Annotated in this window: 17 protein-coding genes; 3 read left to right on the top strand and 14 right to left on the bottom strand. The window is 58.2% G+C overall.

The window, feature by feature from the left end; translation table 11 throughout:
- Window positions 1-16 precede the first annotated feature (16 nt).
- Genes rbsK through GH784_RS14055 form a run of 3 tightly spaced genes read left to right on the top strand, consistent with a single transcriptional unit; the run spans window position 17 to window position 4,342 of the window.
- The gene (gene rbsK, locus GH784_RS14065) at window positions 17-955 is read left to right on the top strand and encodes a ribokinase (protein ID WP_013637544.1); all 939 of its coding nucleotides are present in this window, start codon (window positions 17-19) and stop codon (window positions 953-955) included.
- Window positions 956-974: 19 nt separating this feature from the next.
- Entirely contained in the window at window positions 975-1,934 is a 960-nt protein-coding gene (gene deoC, locus GH784_RS14060; RefSeq protein ID WP_025591671.1) for a deoxyribose-phosphate aldolase, read from the top strand.
- Window positions 1,935-1,945: 11 nt separating this feature from the next.
- Window positions 1,946-4,342: an aldehyde dehydrogenase family protein gene (locus GH784_RS14055; protein ID WP_065687671.1), complete on the top strand. Its 2,397-nt coding sequence runs from the start codon at window positions 1,946-1,948 to the stop codon at window positions 4,340-4,342.
- Window positions 4,343-4,701: 359 nt separating this feature from the next.
- On the opposite strand, the gene GH784_RS14050 is transcribed toward GH784_RS14055, so the two are convergent.
- From GH784_RS14050 to GH784_RS13985, 14 genes are all read right to left on the bottom strand, one after another.
- Window positions 4,702-5,352 carry a LysE family translocator gene (locus tag GH784_RS14050; RefSeq protein ID WP_013637548.1) on the bottom strand — a complete coding sequence of 217 codons (651 nt, stop codon included), beginning with the start codon at window positions 5,350-5,352 and terminating at the stop codon, window positions 4,702-4,704.
- A 168-nt stretch (window positions 5,353-5,520) separates the two neighbouring features.
- Window positions 5,521-7,272 (bottom strand): nitrilase-related carbon-nitrogen hydrolase, encoded by a 1,752-nt coding sequence (locus GH784_RS14045; RefSeq protein ID WP_025591675.1) that lies wholly within the window; start codon window positions 7,270-7,272, stop codon window positions 5,521-5,523.
- A 24-nt stretch (window positions 7,273-7,296) separates the two neighbouring features.
- Window positions 7,297-7,992 carry an urea ABC transporter ATP-binding subunit UrtE gene (gene urtE, locus GH784_RS14040; RefSeq protein WP_003516996.1) on the bottom strand — a complete coding sequence of 232 codons (696 nt, stop codon included), beginning with the start codon at window positions 7,990-7,992 and terminating at the stop codon, window positions 7,297-7,299.
- Complete coding sequence (urtD, locus tag GH784_RS14035) at window positions 7,992-8,741, bottom strand: urea ABC transporter ATP-binding protein UrtD (protein ID WP_013637550.1); 750 nt, start codon at window positions 8,739-8,741, stop codon at window positions 7,992-7,994. Before urtD ends, urtE begins: the two co-directional genes overlap by 1 nt.
- A 1-nt stretch (window position 8,742) precedes the next feature.
- Window positions 8,743-9,882 carry an urea ABC transporter permease subunit UrtC gene (gene urtC, locus GH784_RS14030; RefSeq protein ID WP_013637551.1) on the bottom strand — a complete coding sequence of 380 codons (1,140 nt, stop codon included), beginning with the start codon at window positions 9,880-9,882 and terminating at the stop codon, window positions 8,743-8,745.
- 1 nt (window position 9,883) lies between these two features.
- A complete protein-coding gene (gene urtB, locus GH784_RS14025) occupies window positions 9,884-10,777 on the bottom strand; it encodes an urea ABC transporter permease subunit UrtB (protein ID WP_013637552.1) in 894 nt (297 codons plus the stop codon).
- Window positions 10,778-10,933: 156 nt separating this feature from the next.
- The gene (locus GH784_RS14020; RefSeq protein ID WP_112153450.1) at window positions 10,934-12,184 is read right to left on the bottom strand and encodes a transporter substrate-binding domain-containing protein; all 1,251 of its coding nucleotides are present in this window, start codon (window positions 12,182-12,184) and stop codon (window positions 10,934-10,936) included.
- Between the two features lie 249 nt (window positions 12,185-12,433).
- Complete coding sequence (locus GH784_RS14015) at window positions 12,434-13,042, bottom strand: ANTAR domain-containing response regulator (protein ID WP_003516987.1); 609 nt, start codon at window positions 13,040-13,042, stop codon at window positions 12,434-12,436.
- Between the two features lie 12 nt (window positions 13,043-13,054).
- Window positions 13,055-14,206 carry a transporter substrate-binding domain-containing protein gene (locus GH784_RS14010; RefSeq protein WP_153793526.1) on the bottom strand — a complete coding sequence of 384 codons (1,152 nt, stop codon included), beginning with the start codon at window positions 14,204-14,206 and terminating at the stop codon, window positions 13,055-13,057.
- 370 nt (window positions 14,207-14,576) lie between these two features.
- Window positions 14,577-15,050 carry a hypothetical protein gene (locus GH784_RS14005; protein WP_013637555.1) on the bottom strand — a complete coding sequence of 158 codons (474 nt, stop codon included), beginning with the start codon at window positions 15,048-15,050 and terminating at the stop codon, window positions 14,577-14,579.
- Window positions 15,051-15,093: 43 nt separating this feature from the next.
- Window positions 15,094-15,741 carry a MarC family protein gene (locus GH784_RS14000; protein ID WP_003516981.1) on the bottom strand — a complete coding sequence of 216 codons (648 nt, stop codon included), beginning with the start codon at window positions 15,739-15,741 and terminating at the stop codon, window positions 15,094-15,096.
- A gap of 65 nt (window positions 15,742-15,806) precedes the next feature.
- Complete coding sequence (locus GH784_RS13995) at window positions 15,807-16,238, bottom strand: hypothetical protein (protein ID WP_013637556.1); 432 nt, start codon at window positions 16,236-16,238, stop codon at window positions 15,807-15,809.
- A gap of 52 nt (window positions 16,239-16,290) precedes the next feature.
- Entirely contained in the window at window positions 16,291-18,456 is a 2,166-nt protein-coding gene (locus tag GH784_RS13990; RefSeq protein ID WP_111802819.1) for a mechanosensitive ion channel family protein, read from the bottom strand.
- 52 nt (window positions 18,457-18,508) lie between these two features.
- Window positions 18,509-19,768: an alpha/beta hydrolase gene (locus GH784_RS13985; RefSeq protein WP_035201433.1), complete on the bottom strand. Its 1,260-nt coding sequence runs from the start codon at window positions 19,766-19,768 to the stop codon at window positions 18,509-18,511.
- Between the last annotated feature and the right edge of the window lie 75 nt (window positions 19,769-19,843).

The raw sequence follows: 19,843 nt of genomic DNA, 5'->3' as shown, positions 1-19,843 counted from the left end.
TCCAGGGAATTTCGGCATGAGCAAGAAAATCGGGGTCGTAGGCTCCAACATGGTCGACCTTATCACCTATGTGAACCGTATGCCCGGACCGGGCGAGACGCTCGAAGCTCCCGCCTTCGAAATGGGTTGCGGCGGCAAGGGCGCCAATCAGGCGGTGGCTGCGGCGCGTCTTGGCGCTGACGTCATGATGGTCACCCGGGTCGGTGAAGATGTCTTCGCCGACAATACCATTCGCAATCTCGAGAGCTTCGGCGTGGATACGCGTCACGTGGTGAAGGTTGCCGGCAAGTCCAGTGGCGTCGCGCCGATTTTCGTCGAGCAGTCTGGCGAGAATTCGATCCTCATCGTCAAGGGCGCCAATGCCGATCTTCTGCCGGCAGAGGTCGACAAGGCGGCCGCCGATCTGAAACAGTGCGGTCTGATCCTCATGCAGATGGAAGTGCCGGTTGAGACAGTCTATCACACCATCGAACTTGCGGCCCAAAACGGTATCGAGACGATCCTCAATCCAGCGCCCGCCGCTGCCAATCTCGATCCGGAGCGTATTCGCCAGGTAACGTTCCTCGTTCCGAACGAGAGCGAGCTGGCATTACTGTCCGGCTTGCCGACCGAGACCGACGAAGCAATCATCACTGCCGCCCGTTCCCTGATCGCACGCGGTATCCGTACCGTCATCGTGACGCTGGGCGGACGTGGCGCGCGCATGATTACGTCAGATGAGATCGTCAATATCGAGCCCGTCAAGGTAACGCCGAAAGACACCACCGGCGCTGGCGACGCCTTTATTGGCTCCTTTGCCCGCTTTTATGCCGAAACGGGAGAGGTCGTGTCCTCACTGAAGAAGGCATCTCTCTATGCGGCGCATTCCATCACCCGTCCCGGAACACAGAAGGCTTATGCCAGCATCGAAGAGTTCGAGGCATTCTGCCGCGAACATGACCATGCCGCAGCCTGACCCCAAGAATGGACAGAAAATGAGCGAAGCATTCCCCAGAAACAACGGCACGGCTCTCAAACCGGAATGGTTTGAAGATGTATCGGTCAATCGCAGTGCCTCTGAACGGCGGGCAGCAACAATCACCACCCGGCGCTCGGTCAAGAAGGAATATCAGGTTGCCTGGCAGATCAAGGCGATTACCTGCATCGATCTGACAACGCTGTCCGGCGACGACACGGCCGGTCGTGTGCGCCGCTTGTGTGCGAAAGCACGACGTCCGGTCAGGGACGACATTCTTGAAGCACTCGGCCTTGCGGACGCCGGCATCACAACCGGTGCCGTCTGCGTCTATCCGACCATGGTGCCCCATGCCGTCAAGGCACTGGAAGGCACGACTATTCCGGTCGCATCGGTGGCGACAGGCTTTCCCTCCGGCCTAACTCCGCTACCGCAGCGGCTGGCAGAAATCCGCTATGCCGTCGAGCAGGGCGCTAAGGAAATCGATATCGTCATTACTCGCGAGTTCGTTCTGACGCAGAACTGGCCAGCACTTTATGATGAGATCGCCGCGATGCGTGAAGCCTGTGGCGACGCCCATATGAAGGCTATCCTGGCGACGGGTGATCTCAATACGCTTACCAATGTCTATCGCGCCTCGATGGTGGCGATGCAGGCGGGTTCGGACTTCATCAAGACCTCGACCGGCAAAGAAGAAGTCAACGCCACTCTGCCGGTCAGTCTGACCATGGTGCGTGCGCTGCGCGACTACGGCGAACTGACTGGCCAGATGGTCGGCTTCAAGCCTGCAGGCGGGTTGAAGACAGCGAAGGACGCGTTGTCATGGCTGACGCTGATGAAGGAGGAGCTGGGCAATCGCTGGTTGGAACCGGACCTGTTCCGCATCGGCGCCAGCTCGATGCTTGGCGATATCGAGCGCCAGCTCGAACATTTCGTAACCGGTCGCTATTCCAGCGCTCACCATCACGCTGCCGCGTAAGGACTGAAAAAATGCGACCCATCAAGGACATTTTGGAAACCATGGAATATGGACCTTCCCCCGAAGCCAATGGTGATGTGAAACAGTGGCTCGACGCGCATGGACGCTCGTTTGGACATTATATCAACGGCCGGTTCGTTTCTCCGGAGGGCCGCGAGACCATTTCCGTGTCAAACCCCGCAAACGGGGATAAGCTGGCGGAAATCATTCGCGGCAATGAGGAAGACGTCGATCAGGCGGTCAAGGCCGCCCGCACGGCCTTCGCAAAATGGTCGAAGCTGTCGGGTCACGAGCGCGCTCGTTACCTCTATGCCATTGCCCGACATGTACAGAAGCGCGAGCGCTTCCTGTCCGTTCTGGAAACGATGGACAACGGCAAGCCGGTTCGCGAAACCCGCGATATCGACATCCCACTCGTCGCCCGCCATTTTTACCATCACGCCGGATGGGCCGAAATGGTGGAAGACGAGTTCCGTGGTTTCTCGCCGGTCGGTGTTTGCGGTCAGGTGATCCCGTGGAATTTCCCTCTGCTGATGCTGGCGTGGAAGATCGCGCCAGCGCTTGCTGCCGGCAATACCGTGGTACTTAAGCCTGCCGACCTGACACCGCTGACCGCTGTCGCCTTTGCGGAAATCTGCCACGAGGTCGGCCTTCCCGCCGGTGTCGTCAACATCGTGCAGGGCGATGGCTCGACAGGCGCTGCAATCTGCGGCCATGACGGCATCGACAAGGTTGCCTTCACCGGCTCCACTAAGGTCGGTCGCGTTATTCGCGAGCAGATTGCTGGTTCGGGCAAAAAGCTGTCGCTGGAACTGGGCGGCAAGTCACCATTCATCGTTTTCGAGGATGCAGATCTCGATGCGGCGGTTGAAGGTGTTGTTGACGCGATCTGGTTCAATCAGGGCGAAGTCTGCTGCGCCGGTTCCCGCCTGCTGGTGCAGGAAGGTATTGCCGATAAATTTTATGCACGGCTGAAAAAGCGGTTGGAAACCCTGCGGGTCGGCGATCCGCTCGACAAGTCGACCGATGTCGGCGCGATTGTTTCGGCCACGCAGGTGAAACGCATCACGGATCTGGTACGCAAGGGCGTGGAAGAGGGCGGTGAACTTTGGCAGAGTTCCAACCCGTTGCCGGCCACCGGCAATTTCGTCGCTCCCGGCTTCTTCACCGAAGTCGATCAGGCATCGACGGTTTGCCAGGTGGAAATCTTTGGCCCGATCGCTGCGGCGACCACCTTCCGCACGCCGGATGAAGCCGTTTCGCTGGCCAACAATACCCGTTACGGCCTCGCCGCCTCCATCTGGTCGGAAAACATCAACGTAGCGCTTGATCTGGCCGCCCGCGTCAAGGCTGGCGTGGTCTGGATCAACTGCACCAACATGCTCGATGCCGGTGCAGGTTTTGGCGGCTACCGCGAAAGTGGCTTCGGTCGCGAAGGTGCGCGCGAGGGGCTTTACGAATATCTGGCGGCAGACTGGGAAAAGAGCCTGCCGGTTACAAAGCCCGCTGAATCCTTCACGCCATCTGCATTGCCGAACGCTGACAGCAAGATGGCGATTGATGGCCTTGATCGAACCATGAAGAACTATATCGGCGGCAAGCAAGCCCGCCCCGACGGTGGCTACAGTTATTCGGTGACCGGCAAGGGCAACGCCGTGATTGGAATGGCCGGAATAGGCAGCCGCAAGGACATCCGCAATGCTGTGGAAGCAGCGTCCAAGGCAGGCAGCTGGAGTTCCGCAACCGCCCATAACCGTGCGCAAGTGCTCTATTATCTTGCAGAGAACCTCGATGCACGGCGTGACGAATTTGTCGCCCGCATCATCGATAGCACCGGTGTCAGCGAAAAGAAGGCGAAGGACGAAGTCGACGCATCTCTGCGCCGTATTTCCTATTATGCCGCCCAGGCAGACAAGTTCGATGGCGCCGTGCACTCCACCAAGTCGCGTCACGTCACGCTTGCCATGAACGAGCCTTGGGGCATCGTCGGGATCATTTGCCCCGATGAGGCACCCCTCCTGTCGCTGGTGTCGCTGGTGCTGCCTGCAGTAGCGATGGGCAATCGCGTTGTGGTGGTCCCGTCGTCTCGCCATCCATTGATTGCCGGTGATTTCTACCAGGTGCTGGACACGTCGGATATGCCCGGCGGGGTCATCAACATTGTGACCGGCGAAAGCGATCTGCTTGCAAAGACACTGGCCGAGCATGATGACGTTGCGGCTGTGTGGTATTTCGGCTCGACCGAGGGAAGCGCGATGGTCGAGCGGGCTTCTGCGGGCAACCTGAAGGCCACCTGGGTCAATAATGGCCGTCAGCCCGATTGGCTAAATCGCACCGAAGCGCAGGGTCGTGATTATCTGCGCAGGGCGATCCAGGTGAAGAACATTTGGGTGCCATACGGAGCCTGACCGGCATTGTGCACGGGCGACAACTGACAAGATGGCTTACGGAGGCCAACGGTCTCCGTAGGTTTTTTGAATTATACTAATTGCTGCAACCGCATCTTTGCCCTGTTGGCCAACCTGGAAACGTCATTGGCGCAACTTCTGGGTTTCGAGCGGAACGAGCAAGCTAATAAACGGTTGAAAACCGTCGATTTAGTAAAGATCGCTCAGGGCCTTGGCGCCGATCTGGCGCCACAGCCAATCGCGGCTTGCTACGAAATCTCATATCAAAGCGACGCCGACAAAAATCGAACACAAGGGACGCCCCGTTGTCTCCAATAGGTTAGCCGTTCAGGGCGACTCCCAAGGTACAACAGGATGGTCTATTTCTTTTGATTGCCAGCAAAAGCGGCCGTCAAGCCAAGACCGATATACACGAAACCACTGACCCAGCGTTCAGCCTTCAGGTACGCGGGACTGCGCTTCAGCCACTTGCCGGCCGTGCCGGCGGCAAGTGCGTAAGAGCTGTCCGTCAGAACGCCAATCGCTGTGTAAACAAGCCCGAGAAAAGCGATCTGCATAGCCACATGGCCACGATTGACCTCAACGAACTGCGGCAAGAAAGCCAGAAAGAATAGTGCGGTCTTCGGATTGAGGAGATTAACGATAAAGCCCTCACGAAAGAGGCGCATGCGGCTCCGTGTGGGTAAATCGCCCTCGACGCCGGGAATATCCGAGGGGCCAAAAAGCTTTTTGAGGCCAAGCCAGATCAGATAGGCCGCGCCGGCATACTTTACGACGCTGAAGGCGAGCGCGGATGATGCCAGGAGCGCCGACAACCCGACAGCCGCGGCGGCGACATGCACAAGCGTGGCCGTATGGATGCCAAGGATTGAAACGAGCCCCGCAGAGCGACCCTGCTCGACCGAGCGCGCGAAGATGTAAAGAACTGCCGGTCCCGGCACAAGAAGCAGCACCAGTGTAGCGCTGACGAACAGGCTGAGATTTGTTAAGCTGGGAATTACCAAATCCATGATTGTCTTGCCCCGTTTTATATTGCACGAACGATAGCATTGGGCTTGCTCCAATGCCATATCGTCGTCTGCGGCTTGACACTTTTATGGTTTCACATCGCGCCGATTCCTGGTTCCGGGCTCACATGAGCCGCTATGACCTGAAAGACGTCGACATTGTGCCGCCTTTTACTGATGCCATTTGACGAGAGGCTGATAGTGATGCGGCTGACGCATGACGACAAGGTCTTTTCGCCGGACGATGTTCGTCGGATATGGCGTGTCGAGATTGGTGGTATCGACAGCCGCAGCGGCAATCCCCTCCTCATCCAGGATCGCCGATTCCTGACGTGGAAAAGCAAAGGAATCCGGCCCGAATACCGCACTCTTGCCCAGATAACCCTTTTCCTGGTCCAGCACATTGGCGAAGGCGAAATAGACGTTGTTCTCGCCGCCGCGAACGCGAAGCGCATGCCAGTGGTAGGGATCGGCGCCCTTTGGGATCGGATAGTTGTGCGGGATTTTCGTACCGCCATGGCTGCCGGTGAAGGTGCCGGCGATCGCCGAAGGGCAGGCAACAAGATCGCATCCCATGAGTGAAAGCGAACGGATGGCTTCCGGATAAAGCGCGTCGTGGCCAATCGCCAGGCCCACCCGGCCAATGGCAAGGTCGTAGATTTTCCATTCGTCGCCGGCCGTTGCCCAACTGTCGGCGACGCCCAGATGCGTCTTGCGATAGCTGCCCACCAGCCCCTCCGGCCCTGCAAGGACCACGCTGTTATAGATCCTGTCTTCGTCCGCTTCGGCAAATCCGGCGACGATATAAAAGCCGAGCTTCATGGCCAGACGAACGAAGGCGGATACGGTGGGACCAGACAGCGGCTCCGCACGCGTTTGCGGGGCCTCAAGTCCGGTCAGCGACAGTTCCGGGAACACCAGAATGTCCGGCGCCGTTGTCGCCTTAGCCTCGTTTGCGAGCCTTGTTATGTGGGCAATATTGTCTGCAATGACCGAGGTTGGCGCGAACTGGGCAACGGCTGCACGCGATCTGCGTCCGCGCGGGATTGGCTGATAGCCATAGAGGCGGAAGTAATCGCCAGGGTTCCAGGTGAAGCTGTTGGTCATCATGTTCATGTAGAGCTCGGGCCGGCGCGTCTTGAAGACCGGTTCGCTTAAGACCTCGCGGCGACGGGCACGGGCAAGATCGACCTTGCCATAGGCAATTCCGTCGCCTGTGTCGATGGATGCGGCAACCGTTCCGTCGGGCTCGATCAGGCAACTTCCCCCGGAAAACTGCACGGTTCTTTCCAGACCCCACCGATTACTTTCGATGACATAGCAGGCATTTTCGAAGGCGCGGTTGATCCAGTAGGGAGCGGGCGCGCGCTCCTGCAGCCAGTTGGAGATGTGGCATATGATGTCGGCACCGGCCAGAGCCTCCAGCCGCGCCGTCTCGAAGAAGTGCAGATCCATGCAGACCAGCATTGAAATACGTCCGATCTCCGTTTCGAAGACCTCGTGCACGATGTCGCCATTTGCGGCCCATTTTGGCTCGGCGATATAGGGATGCGACTTGCGGTGCCGACCAACGATGCCATCCGGACCGATCAGAACTGCCGTATTGTAATAGAGATCGCTCGCCGGATCGACTTCCGGCATGCCGACGACGATATAGCAGCGGTGTTTGCGGGCAATCGCCTGGAAAACATCGGTTGTCGGTCCGGGGATCGCCTCGACGAAGGGCTTCACCTCGGCCCTGTCGAACCAGCAATAGCCTGTCGTCCCCATTTCGGGGGTGACGATCAGGCGGGCGCCGGCCTGCGCCGCTTCCTCGCAAAGGGCGCTCAGCCGGCTGATATTGCGCGCCTTTTCGAACATGGTCGGTTCGAACTGGATAGCGGCGGCGGTGTAGCTTTGTGTCGGTGTCATGATTGTTCCCATTGTCTTATGAAAGGATGCGTCTTTTCAAACAGCCATATGCCTATGAACCAGCGCGTCGGAGAGCGCGTCGATGGCGCCGGCCGCGACCACACCTCCCTTCTCCAGCATGGCGAAGTGGTGAGAGGCATGCCGCGCAAATGCAACGTTCTGCTCGACGAGGATGATCGTCATGCCGATCTCGCGATTGAGCCGGATGATGATCTTTTCAATCTCCTCGACGATCGAGGGCTGGATGCCTTCATTGGGTTCATCGAGAAGCAGTACCTTCGGATCCGCGGCCAGTGCGCGGGCGATGGCGAGCTGCTGTTGCTGGCCGCCCGAAAGCACACCGCCGGGCCGATCAAGGTTGGCCATCAGATATGGAAAAAGCTCCGGCACCAGTGCCGGAATTTCGCGTTTGCGATCGGTGCGCGCAAAGGCGCCCATCAGGATGTTCTCGCGGATGGTGAAATCGGGAATGATCTCCCGGCCCTGGGGGACGTAGGCGATCCCGGCCCGTGCCCTCATATGCGTCGAAGATGAGCCTATGTCTTTCCCCTGCAGATGCATCTCGCCCGTCATACGGTCGGTCAGCGCCATCAGGGTTTTCAACAGGGTCGTCTTGCCGGTACCGTTGCGGCCAAGAATGCTGGTTACCTTTCCCGCCGGGATATCAAGCGTGACGCCGTGCAGGATATGGCTGCGGCCGTAGTAGCTGTGTACGTTTTTCAATGTCAGCATCAGGATATTCCTTTCGAACCGAGATAGGCCTCGCGGACCTTCGGATTGCTCTCGATATCCCCGACGCTTCCTTCGGCGAGCACCTCTCCCAGATGCAGAACGGTGATGCGTTCGGCGATTTCACGGACGAACCCCATGTCGTGCTCGACGACGAGGATGGTGTGGCGGCCTTTGAGATTTTTGATGATCTGGGCCGTCTTGCGGGTTTCGGCCTGGGTCATGCCCGCCGTCGGCTCGTCCAGCAGAACAACCTTGGGATCCTGGACGATGAGCATGCCCAGTTCCAGCCATTGCGTCTGGCCATGACTGAGATAAGCCGCAGTCACATTCTCCTCCGCTTCGAGGCCGGTGAGGGCGAGTACCTCATCGACGCGTTTGGCTTCGGCGCGTGAAAATCCAAACCGGAGATTGGCAAACACCGATGGATTGCGGCAATTGGCGACCTCCAGATTCTGCCGCACGGTGAGATCGCGAAAAATGCTGGGGATCTGGAATTTTCGACCGATCCCGGCGCGGGCGATCTTGTGTTCCGGCCAGTTGGTGATGTCTGTGTCGTAGACGAAGACCCTGCCTTTTGTGCTGCGGGTCTTGCCGCTGACCAGGTCCATCAAAGTTGTCTTTCCGGCGCCATTTGCGCCGAGCAACACACGCAACTCGCCATCGCGAACGGTAATGCTGACATTGTTGACGGCTCTGAATCCGCCAAAATCGACGCTGAGACCGTCGATGGTCAATGCGATTGCACTCATATTACAATGCCTCGCTTTGTTGCTGTAACGATGAGGATGCCGGGCCTGGTTTGACACGGCGGATAAACTGCCGCAGCACATCGTGCGCGACGCCGCCAAGGCCCCGCGGCATGAACAGGACGACAAGGACGAAGATGAGGCCGATGATCGCTTTCCAGGCCTCGACCAGCGCTTCGGTCTCGCTGACCTCGGCCTCGATCATGTTGATCAGGATCGCGCCGATGCAGGCGCCGAGCAGGGAGGAGCGGCCGCCGACGGCAGCCCAGACGACCATCGTCACCGAGAAAGACAGGTCCATGAAGGTCGGCGAGGCGAACTCCGCGACGACCACATAGAGCATGCCGGCAACGCCGGCGATGCCTGCAGAAATGACAAAGAAGAATACCTGGTAAAGAGAGACGTCGAAGCCAAGATAGCGGGCGCGAAGCTGATCGTCGCGGATCGCCTGTAGGATCATACCTGCACGGGTCTCCACGATGAGACGCGCGCCGATGAGCGTCAGGGACAGGCATGCGGCGCACAGATAATAGGTTGCCCGGCTGTAGGGGTCGAATTCGATGCCGCCGATCGTCAGCCAGCCAAGATCGGTCAGGCCGTTGAAACCGTTCGTCACCGGTTGCGCATCGACCATGACGAGACGCACAAGCAGAACAAGCGCCAGGGTGATGATCGAGACAAAGACACCGGAAATACGCTTGCGGAAAACCAGCATGCCGAGTGCCCCGGCGATCACGACGGGAAGCACGATGCCAAGCACGAGACCCACGGACTGGCTCTGAAACGGAAGCCAGAGGAAGGAGCCCTTGTTGATACAGCAAAGTTCCGTCGGCGCGCCGGGCTCGGCATTCCACAGCATGAAATCCGGAACCGGCCTGTCGGAGCCCTGTTGCAGACTGGTCAGGCTCGACAGTTTCAGCGACATGGCGAGCATGTAGGCGCCCAGGCCAAAAAACAGCCCTTGGCCGAGATTGAGAATGCCGGCATATCCCCATGTGAGCGCAATGGCGACGCCGAGCATGCCGTAGACCAGATATTTCGAAATGCGGTTCAGCCAGAATTCGTCACCGAAAACCGGCGCTGCAAAAATCACCGCGATGAAAAGCACATAGGCGGCGATCTGGAATTTTCGTTCGATGCTCATGTTAGCGCCCCTTGAACGAGAATAGCCCGCTGGGCTTGACGAGAATGACGAGGATGACGACCCCGAAGACGACGGCGCGCGCCAGAATGTCGTTCGTTCCAATCGCCACCAGCGCATTGATTTCGCCCAGAAGCCCTGACGACAGGGCCGTGCCGAAAAGGCTGCCGACCCCGCCGGTCACCACGACCATGAAACCGTCAACGACCATCGTCGTGCCCATGTCGGGGAAAACGGTCTTGAAGCCGGACATCATTACGCCGGCGACGCCCGCAAGGCCGGAACCGAAGGCGAAAGTCAGGGCATTGATGCGTTTCACATCGATGCCGCAAGCGGCGGCCATTTTTGGATTACGGATGATGGCGCGCACCTGCATGCCCGCTGTCGTCCGGTAGAGAATGAACCATGTCGCCAGCGTCAACGTGGCCGTCACCGCGATGATGAAGGTGCGATACGCGTTGATGTCGGCGCCGGCGAACCTGAAGGTGCCCTGCAGATACGAAGGCACGGCGACGTTTTGCAGTCCGGCTCCCAGGCCCTCGATATGAATGCCGAAAAAGCTGAGGCCGAATTCGAGCCTTACGGCCTGCTGCAAAAGGATGGCAATGCCCCAGGTGGCAAGAAGCGTGTCGAGCAGGCGGCCGTAAAGCCTGCGCACCACCACCCGCTCGATCACCAGGCCGAGCAGGGCGGTCACGACAAAAGCTAAGGGAATTGCGAACAGAAGGCCTGTTTTCAGCCAGATGCCCGAGAGGACGGCGACGTAGGCACCGATCATGACCATTTCGCCGTGGGCCATGTTGATGACGCCCATGGCGCCGTAGGTGATGGCAAGACCGAGTGCCACCAGAAGAAGGATTGAGCCGAGACTGAGGCCGATAAAGAGAATGTCGAGCATAACGCCACCGTTCGTGAGAAGGGCGGATCAGACTTTGTCCTGCTCCTTGCCTGCCCCAAAATCGGGTTGGCACCGAGCAGAGGAAAAAACGCAGATCCGCCTTGCCGAGACATGATCCCGCCAGGCATGGCTGGCGGGAGGACGCGGAAAGAGGGGTCAGCCCTTGAGCTTTGCTGCGTCGAGACCGTTGCTGGTGCAGAAAAGATTGCTTTCCGTCTCGCCATAGGCCGAATAGGGCAGCGGCTTGATCGGTGACGGGTAGGCGTTCACGACCTTGCTTTGTCCATCCGGCTGCCATTGGCCGATACGCGGCGTCAGCCAGCAATGCAGGTTGTCGGGGTCGGTGGTCACCTTGCCGCCGGGCGCGTCATAGGTCTGGCCACGAATGCCGGCCCGGATAGCATCGGCGGACAGATCGCCGGATTTCTCCACTGCCTGCTTCCACAGGAATACCTGGAAATAGGCGGCCTCGAGCGAATGGTATGTCACTGCCTTCGGATCGTTGACGAAGGTCCTGAAGCGTTCGATGAAGCTCTTGTTGGCCGGCGTTTCGATCGACATAAAATATGGAAATGATGTGTAGCTGCCCGCCGCATATTCGGCGCCCATGGCGGCGATCTCGATTTCGGAGGTCACTGTCGCGCAGATCGGGATGACCTCCTGCGAGAGGCCCTGGTTCTTGAACTCGCGGTAGAAGGCGATGATCGAGTCGCCAACCACGTTGGAAAGAACCACGTCGGCGCCCGATTCCTTGATCTTGCTGACCATGACAGCCCATTCGGAGTGTCCAAGTTCCAGATATTCGTCCGCCACCCATTCTGCGCCCGCCGCCTCGATCAGTTTCTTGGAAACCTTGGCCATCTCGCGCGGATAGACATAGTTGGAGCCAACGATGAAGAACTTCTTCTTGCCCAGTTTCTCGACAATCCAGGGAATGTAGTTGGAGAGCTGCTGGTTTGGAACGGCGCCGGAATAGACGACGTTGCGCGAGCACTCAAAGCCCTCATAGTGCGTCTGGTAGAACAGCATCGCGCCGCGCCGTTCGAAGATCGGCAGCACGGCCTTGCGGCTGGCAGAGGTGTGGCAGCCGAAGATGGTGGAAATCTTGTCCTTGAGGATCAGTTTCGATGCTTTTTCGCTGAAGGTCTTCGGATCGGAAGCGCCGTCTTCGACGACGACTTCCACCTGGCGGCCAAGAACGCCGCCGGCTGCGTTGATTTCGGCCACGGCCATCATGACACCGTTGGCGAGAAGCTTCTCGGCGACAGAAAGCCCGCCCGTCTGGGAGTAGAGCGCACCGACCTTTATAGCATCGGCTGCAAAGGCCCGGCCGCCCAGCGTCGGCAAGGCGAGTGCGGCGGAAGCGGTGGCTGCGGTTTTCAGAAAGTCACGTCTGTTGAACACCATCTTGGTTCCCCTTTTTTTGATTGGCGCACGCGACGGCACTGCCCGGCTCTACGGCGAGGCTTTCATGCCGAAAAAATACTGGAAGGCCGACTTCACTGTCAGCAGATAACAAAAAACCCGCGAGGCTTTTCACAGCCTGCGGGCACCCTTGCCATCATCGCATCACGGCTGCGCCGCGTGCAACAGCGGCACATGGCTTCGCGAAACGAAGGGATGTGCCGGAGGTGTTCATCTGGAACACATCAAAAACTAATCATGTTTTTGGGAAGGGCGCAAGAGCTGTTCGGCGTTGATAATCGAATTGGCGATTTCATCGATTGGGACCCGCCGAGCCATCGCTTGCTCGCGCATTTCACGATACGCCTCATTCTCGCTCGTGCCGCGATTGGCCATGAGAATGGCCTTTGCCCGGGCAAGCTTCTGGTCTCCCAAGACCTTGCGCTTATATTTACGGGCTTCCTTGACGAGCCTTTGGCGCTCAAGCCAGAGACTGCGCGCTATGGCGAGATTTGTCAGCAGGCCGAACGGTTTGATCGGTCTCTCGACAATGGCAAGCGCGCCGCTTTCCAGAACGATCTGCAATGTGGAGGGATTTTCGTAACCGACGATGGCGAGCATGGTCGGAGCGGGATTAGGGAGGCACTTCAGCAGGCGTTCGATTTCCGGTCGCGCCTCGTCTTCCATGGCAAGAAAGACGACATCCGTGCCGTGTGGCAACTCGGCAGGGACCGGCCAGAGGCAACTGACCGTACAACCGATACGGCGCAGGTGATCAACGAGAAACTCTCCTTCGGATGTCCGGGGATGAATCACCAGAACCTTGAGGTCCCGCAAATCTCTAAGAAGGGCGAAAGACATCGTCGCTCCTTCTCAGACCTGAACACGATGTGGGAACGGCTGCGTCAGATCCGGGCGATATTCTCGCATGAAGGGATCTGGCGCCACGCGCAGCGACGGGTCATGGACGATGTCATAGCTGCCTTGCGCATTTACTTTTGCAACCCTTGGCCACAGATGGGTGTGGTTCGTCAGCCGGTCTATCTTCACAGCGCCCTGCGGAGCGTCGTACTCGACCTCGTAAAGGGCTGGAAGAAGCTGCTCCAGCCCGTCGCCACCGGCCCGCTGCAAAGCTCCCGCATAGAGATAGACCTGGAAATAGGCCGCTTCGGCCGGCGCGGTCGGCAGCATCTGCTGGCCGTATCGCTGTTGGTAAGCCAAGACGAAGGCACGCGCGCGAGGCGTATCCAGGGAGGCGAAAAACGGGGCCGCGGTGATATGCCCCTCGGCCACTTCCGGCCGCATCCGGATCACGTCGGCCTCGCTTGTCGACTGACTGGCGATTGGCATCGTCGCTGAATCAAAACCCGCCTCTTTGAACGCCGTGTAGAAGGGAATGATACCGTCGCCGACGATTGTCGAGTAGATGACATCCGGCCGTGCCGCGCGAATATGCCGGATGATTTTGGCGACATCTTCGGGTTTTAGGTTGAGAGGAACATATATTTCGTCCAGCACCTGACCGCCCAGCTGAAGAAAGAGATCGCTGATCGTCCGGTTGGATTCGTAAGGGTAGACGTAGTTCGAACCCACAAGGAAAACCCGCTTTCCATAATGCTTGGTGAGGAAGTCGACCAGCTGCACGGAGTTTTGGTTGGGTACGGCCCCGGTGTAGATGCAGTGCCGAGAGTATTCAAACCCCTCATACAGTGTCGGATAGAATAGCAGGGCATCTCGAGCTTCGATGACGGGCAGTACGGCTTTGCGGGTGCTAGACATATGGCAACCGAAAACGACCCGGACCCGATCCTCGTCGCAAAGCTTGACCGCAAGTTCCTTATAGAGATTGGGCGTCGATTTAGGGTCATAGGCGACAGGCTCGATCATCCGGCCAAGGACGCCGCCAGCCGCATTGATTTCGTCAATCGCCAGCAAGGTCGCGAACCTCTGGGTTTTTTCGACGGCTCCGGTCACACCCGTCTCGGAGAACAGCACACCGACCCGCCAGCTTTCTGAATGCATCATCGCCCACCAAAAAATAAAAAAGCTCCCGCCCGTTTCCGGTCGAGAGCTACCCTGCTCATGGAATATCAGCGGCCCGTTGAAGCCTGCAAAACGATGATGTCAGTTTCCTTGTCCGGTGGCAACATAGAGGAGAGCTGAAAACACTCGCAAATCTAAAATCATGGGATCAAAATTCTTCCGCGTGTTCGCCTGAGCATCGAGAATACGCACACACCCTCTTTGCTCCACCGAGCGATGTCTAACTACCCTTCATCCGCGCGGCGCTATTCGGTAGCCTGGATGGAACGCGATATGGACATCGGTTCCACCGCCAAGTCGGCTTCGACAGCGGCGGCCAACACCACATTGCTGAGCTGTAACCGGAGGCAATTTATGTCTCAGCTGGATCTTCGATCGCCTTCGCAAGGCGTTCAAGTTCGACGGAGTAGCAAAAAAAACTGAACAGTACCAACAGGATCAAAGCCCCCTGCAGAACCGTGTGACCAAGCGGAGGCAGCGTGTTGGATTCCGGCAAGTGTCGAAAGAAGATCGTTGAGAACAGGACGCCTCCGAACAGGAAGGCCAGGCGTGCGGCAAACGATAAGAGGTGAGATACGAATATGGAGTGGAACGGTGCGCGGACCTCGACCCAACGCATTCTTGTCCAGTAGCTTGCCTGTAAAAGCAGCGCAACCGCAAGGATTGTGAGCAATGTCGACACGGGCACTTGTTGGCGTTCGCCAAGATGGGTGACGACGGCGTAAAAGATCGGGAAGATAACCCGGAGCAGGAATGCGACCGCCAGGGACTGGAGCACGATGAGTGATCCGTAAGCGAGAGCATTTTTCCTTCGATCAGTCATCATGCGCATTCCCTTCGAGCCGCCTGGAGAGGCTGCGCCCTATGGGTCAATGGCCCACCGCCGGCGCAATGATCCCTAGACGCCCTAGCCCACTGACAATCAGCTGGACTGCGACAGCGGTCAGCAAAATCCCGAACACGACCTCTGAGACGACCATGCTCGCTGGCTTCATGTGTTTGGACAGCTTGTCGGTATTGGTAAAAACGACATAGTCGAAAGCAGCGACAATCAGGATCAGAACAGCGACAACTACCGCGCTGGCGACTGAGACAACTTCGCCAGACGCCAGGATTATGACGGTTATGCCGACGGGGTTGAGCAAATAGGGAACCGCAAGCGGGAACACTGCGAGTTTGTCCGGATCGATCGGATCGGCAAGCTCGTCATGCGGCTTTTCCGTCGGTCCGGATGCCATCTTGATCGCTATGAGCGCAAGGATGATGCCACCTGCCACAGCGACGGCGCCGCCGGTTATGTGGAGAAGTCGCATCAGAAGCGCGCCGGTCGCAAAGAGGATCAGTGCTGTGACGAGTGCTGTCAGTACCATCTGGCGGCCGATGCGCACTTTGGTCGCGGTGTCGAAACTATGGGTTTTCTCAAGAAACGGCACGAGGGCAATTTTTGGACCCATGCCGATCAAAAGCAAAAGAAGAAGCTTTCCGACAAGCGTGGCGTCGATGGTGTTGAAGTCCATGGAAGATCCCCTTCGTTGATGATCTGCGCGTGCGCGAGCAGCATGATTGTCCCAGCCAAGCAGTTTCAGTGCGGGCAAACGTCCCAGAAGCCGGTCGTTTTGGCCGGAGACGTGTAATACCAGCACTGGCCGGGCTGCGGCGGTGTACCAGCCAGTGCGACAGCTGCTGCACCGGTGACGACGCCAATGGCTGCGCCTGCAGCTATCGCGGCGCCCGGCCGCCAGTAGCGGCGGGGAGCAACAACGACAACGCCGCGCCGCGCTGGCCGGTAGGCCGGGGCCGCAGGCCGATGGGCAGGGCGATATGCGGGTGCATGACGACGTCCGGCAGCAGCGCAACCGCGCGGTCCGCACGCCGCCACACCGCAGCCTCGGGGGCCGCAGGCTGCAGCCCCACGACGGGCTTCAGCGGTCGAGGGTAAAAGAACCGGTATGCTGATCAGCATCAGCACGGCGATCAGGCTGAGTAGGTGTGATACGATTTTTGAGGTTTTCATTTCATATCCTCCTTGTGATCTTTGATGGCGTTTCGCCTGGTTCACTTCGTGATCAAGCTGGCCCGGGCACGGTCACGGCGTTGTGTTTTGCCAGCGCCTGTTGGGCAGCGGCAGCAAGACCCTCTTCCTTTCCGCCTGCGACTTGCACGGTCGGAACGGCGATCTTGATGCCTTGGGCGTTGAATGCTTCCCGCAGCATTGCATAAGCTCTGCGACGGATGGCCGATTGCAGTTGGGTAGGTTTCAACGTCATCCCAAAGCTCAATTTTATTCCAATGTCTGTGATCTCTTCGACGCCTTTCATTTTGAGGTTCTCAATAATGAACGGCTGGAATTCGGGGTCATCGTACAGGGCTTTGCCCACGGCTTTGGTGATTGCCTTGACCTGGGCGACGTCGGATTCGTAGGACACGGACAGCAGGAATTTGACCACTGACCAGTCGCGGCTCATGTTCTGGACGGCACCCAGTTCACTGAATGGGACGATGAATATCGGGCCCCTGTGGTGCCTAAGCTTGACCGAGCGGAGACTGAACGCCTCGACGGTTCCTTTGTAACTGCCGCTCTGAATGTATTCACCAATCCGGAATGCATCGTCGAGTAGATAGAACATGCCGCTGATGATGTCCTTGACGACGGTCTGCGCACCAAAGCCAATGGCGACGCCTACGACGCCAGCACCGGCGATCAATGGTCCGATCTCGATTCCGAGTGAAGACAGGGCCATCATGATCGCAATCGCTGCAAAAAGGATCATGACGAAGTTGCGCAGGATCGGTAGAAGAGTTCTCAAACGGGTACGCCGCCGCTCCCGCTCGCTTCCAATCTCAAGCGCGGCTTCCGTGTCTCCCATTTTCCGATCGATCAGCACTTTAACGACATTCCATGCCAGATCGACGACGAGGAGAATGATGCCGGCGCTTAGCACTCCACGTAAGAGCCGTAGCGCGGGTGAATCCTGCATCGTCATCTCGGTCAGTCGAACGTCCATGACATCGGCGAGGAAGAGGATGGCTGCAACGATCAGGGCTGCCCTTATCCCACGCTCGACGACAACCGAAACCACTGTGACACGTTTATGACCATCCTCTTCAGCGCCGGAGCGGCGCAGAATGTTGTTTATAGATGCTTTGGTAAGAACGATCGCGCCTGGCAATGCGGCGCAGACGACCATAATCCAGAAAAGCGTCGTCGCGCCCGCCACCCAGAGCAACCAGATACCGGTTAAATAGGCAGTCCAAAGCCAGTTGCGACCATTCAATCCAATCCGGCTGCCCTGTAACGTGGAGGAATGAGGCGGGCGTCGCCATATGGCCTCGATAGCAATGCCGAGAAGAATGAAACCCAGGAAGTAGGCCGCGAGCTGCCGCGCCGGGATCGATAGGCCAAGCGTACCGAGAAGCCGAATGGTCACCCAGCCAAAGGCGTACCAACCCACGAGATAGCTCAGTCGTTTTGCCCAGTGACCTGCCGTCTCGTCAGAGATCGGAACCACGCGGAAATGGCCTTTCTCGTTCGAGCGTGGCGCCAAAAACACATCCAGTACTGCGCTGGCGAGGCGGTAAATGACGACAGCGAACAGGAAGCCGACGACGATTTCCCTAACGATCGGTGGCCACTCAAAAAGCAGGAAGAAACCGATGCTGCCCAGCCCGAACGACAGCACGTAAAAAGCCGCCCAGAGCAGCCGGGCGGTTATGGCAATAATCCTGTGCCAAACGGTCGTGAACGAGGCTTCCGCCATCCATGACCGCCAGCCAGCACTGATCCACCAAAATACCCATTGAGCGGCAAGTCCTGCGACAACAAACGCGACCACCAGCACGATGGGCCGGGTCCCGCCAATCGTCTTGATGTCCTGCTCAAGTAAAGCGGCGCCACGCATTGCTTCGGACGGAAAAGAATGTGCAGCGTCGACCATTGCGGCCGCATGGGCGCGGAAACGCATTGTCGATGCGGCAAACGAGGGACCCGCCTCTGCGCTGGTCGAAGGCGGCGCTTCAGGATTCGCTCCACGAGCAACGTGCTGCAACCATTTCTGAACATCGGGATCCGACATTAGGGTGATGAAGTGCTGGACATTGGGTGGTTGTTCCGCCGGAGCGGGCGCGCCAGGCATTTGCGCTGCTACGGCTGAGATGCCAACGAAAAGGATGAGCATCGCCGCAATAGACGTGCGAGATATTTTCATCAGCAAAAATTTCAGGCGCATTACCATTGTCTGTCCCTGTTGTGGTACCTCGGCGCCCTTCCGAAGGACGCTCGACCCGCTAGTGATGACATGCTTCAGTCGAAGTGTTCGGTGTGTTGCAGTGCGATGATTTCCGTGTCGTGCCACCTGAACCAAGAAGGGACTGAACGCCCCCGGCATAATTGTCTCTGGTGTCGGCATCGACGACGGCAACCGGAGCGGCAAGGATCAGCCCTGCGGTACTGCCCACTGCCGCTGCCGTGCCGGTTGTTGCTGCAAGGATCGTATCTCCAAGGCCAATCTTGCTGTCCGTCAAAGTCTGTCCATCAGAAATCCGGGCTCCAATCAGCCGGACGATCTCTGGCGACTCCGCGAACTTCCCGTGGTTGAGGCTGTCCCCGGCTTTGATCATGGTGAGGTCGATTACCGAGATCTGGCTTTCGGCCAATTCACTCTTGTAGGGAGGCTGCTCAGGGTCGATAGCGCCAAGCCTCGCGACGTTGCCCCACACTCGGCGGGACACGGCCAATGCCCGATCATCCCGGGAGACAAATAAAGTGAATTTCGGATGCTTTTTGCCCATGTCGGCGATCTGTTGCCGGAAGACGTCGACGTCGACGTCGGGAGATGCGAGCATCACATTCTTGAACTTGGCCGGAAGGCTTCCATTGCGAATGGCCATTTGACGAAGCGCCTCGAGCGCGAGCCAGTTACCCATGGAATGAGCAAGGATCGAAACTTCCTTCACCTGCTTATCCCTGGCCAGATATTGAAAAAGCAACTCCAGGGCATTGCGCGTATAGTTGGTGCTCTCGCGGTCGTAGCCGTACGCAAGCAGGCTTCCGCGCGACGGCCAGGTGACCAGTACGGGAGCGCTCGCTACGCCGGAATCCTGGACGATTTGGGCAAAGCGATAGACCGAGTCTTCAAATCGATTGTTGAAGCCGTGAATGAAGACCAGCACGCTGCCGTCACGGCTCTTTCTGACGGAAGCGCTCAGCCATTTCCGAGCATCGTCGCGGCTGATTTCCTGTGCCTTTAACGTCGCAAAATCAGTGGCTGGATTGGGAGGAATCCTTTTCGGCCAGGCAACATTACCAATCTTGCGGACATTTCCCGGAGGGATGGACACGGTGATCTCCGCGAAGGCCGCATCCCTTGCGCGTTCACCCGTAAACATCTCGCCTTTGTTCGCGGAGCGACTACGCGTTGTTGTGATCAGCATGTCCACCTTGGTGGATGTGGGGGCGCTATCGGCAACAGGGACAAGAACGTTTTTCGCGTGGCCGCCGCAACCAACGAGAGCTGCGAACATCACACAAAAAGGGAGCCTTCCCATTCGATATGGAAAGCGTCCGTTACGGAGGTCCCTTGTATCGTTGCCGTTCACCAGATCGCCCGCCGCCATATGTCA

This window comes from Agrobacterium tumefaciens (assembly GCF_009649785.1).
GTDB classification, from domain to species: Bacteria; Pseudomonadota; Alphaproteobacteria; order Rhizobiales; family Rhizobiaceae; genus Agrobacterium; species Agrobacterium tumefaciens.
Note: the sequence above shows the minus strand (reverse complement) of the source record. Positions and strands in the feature narration are given on the sequence as shown.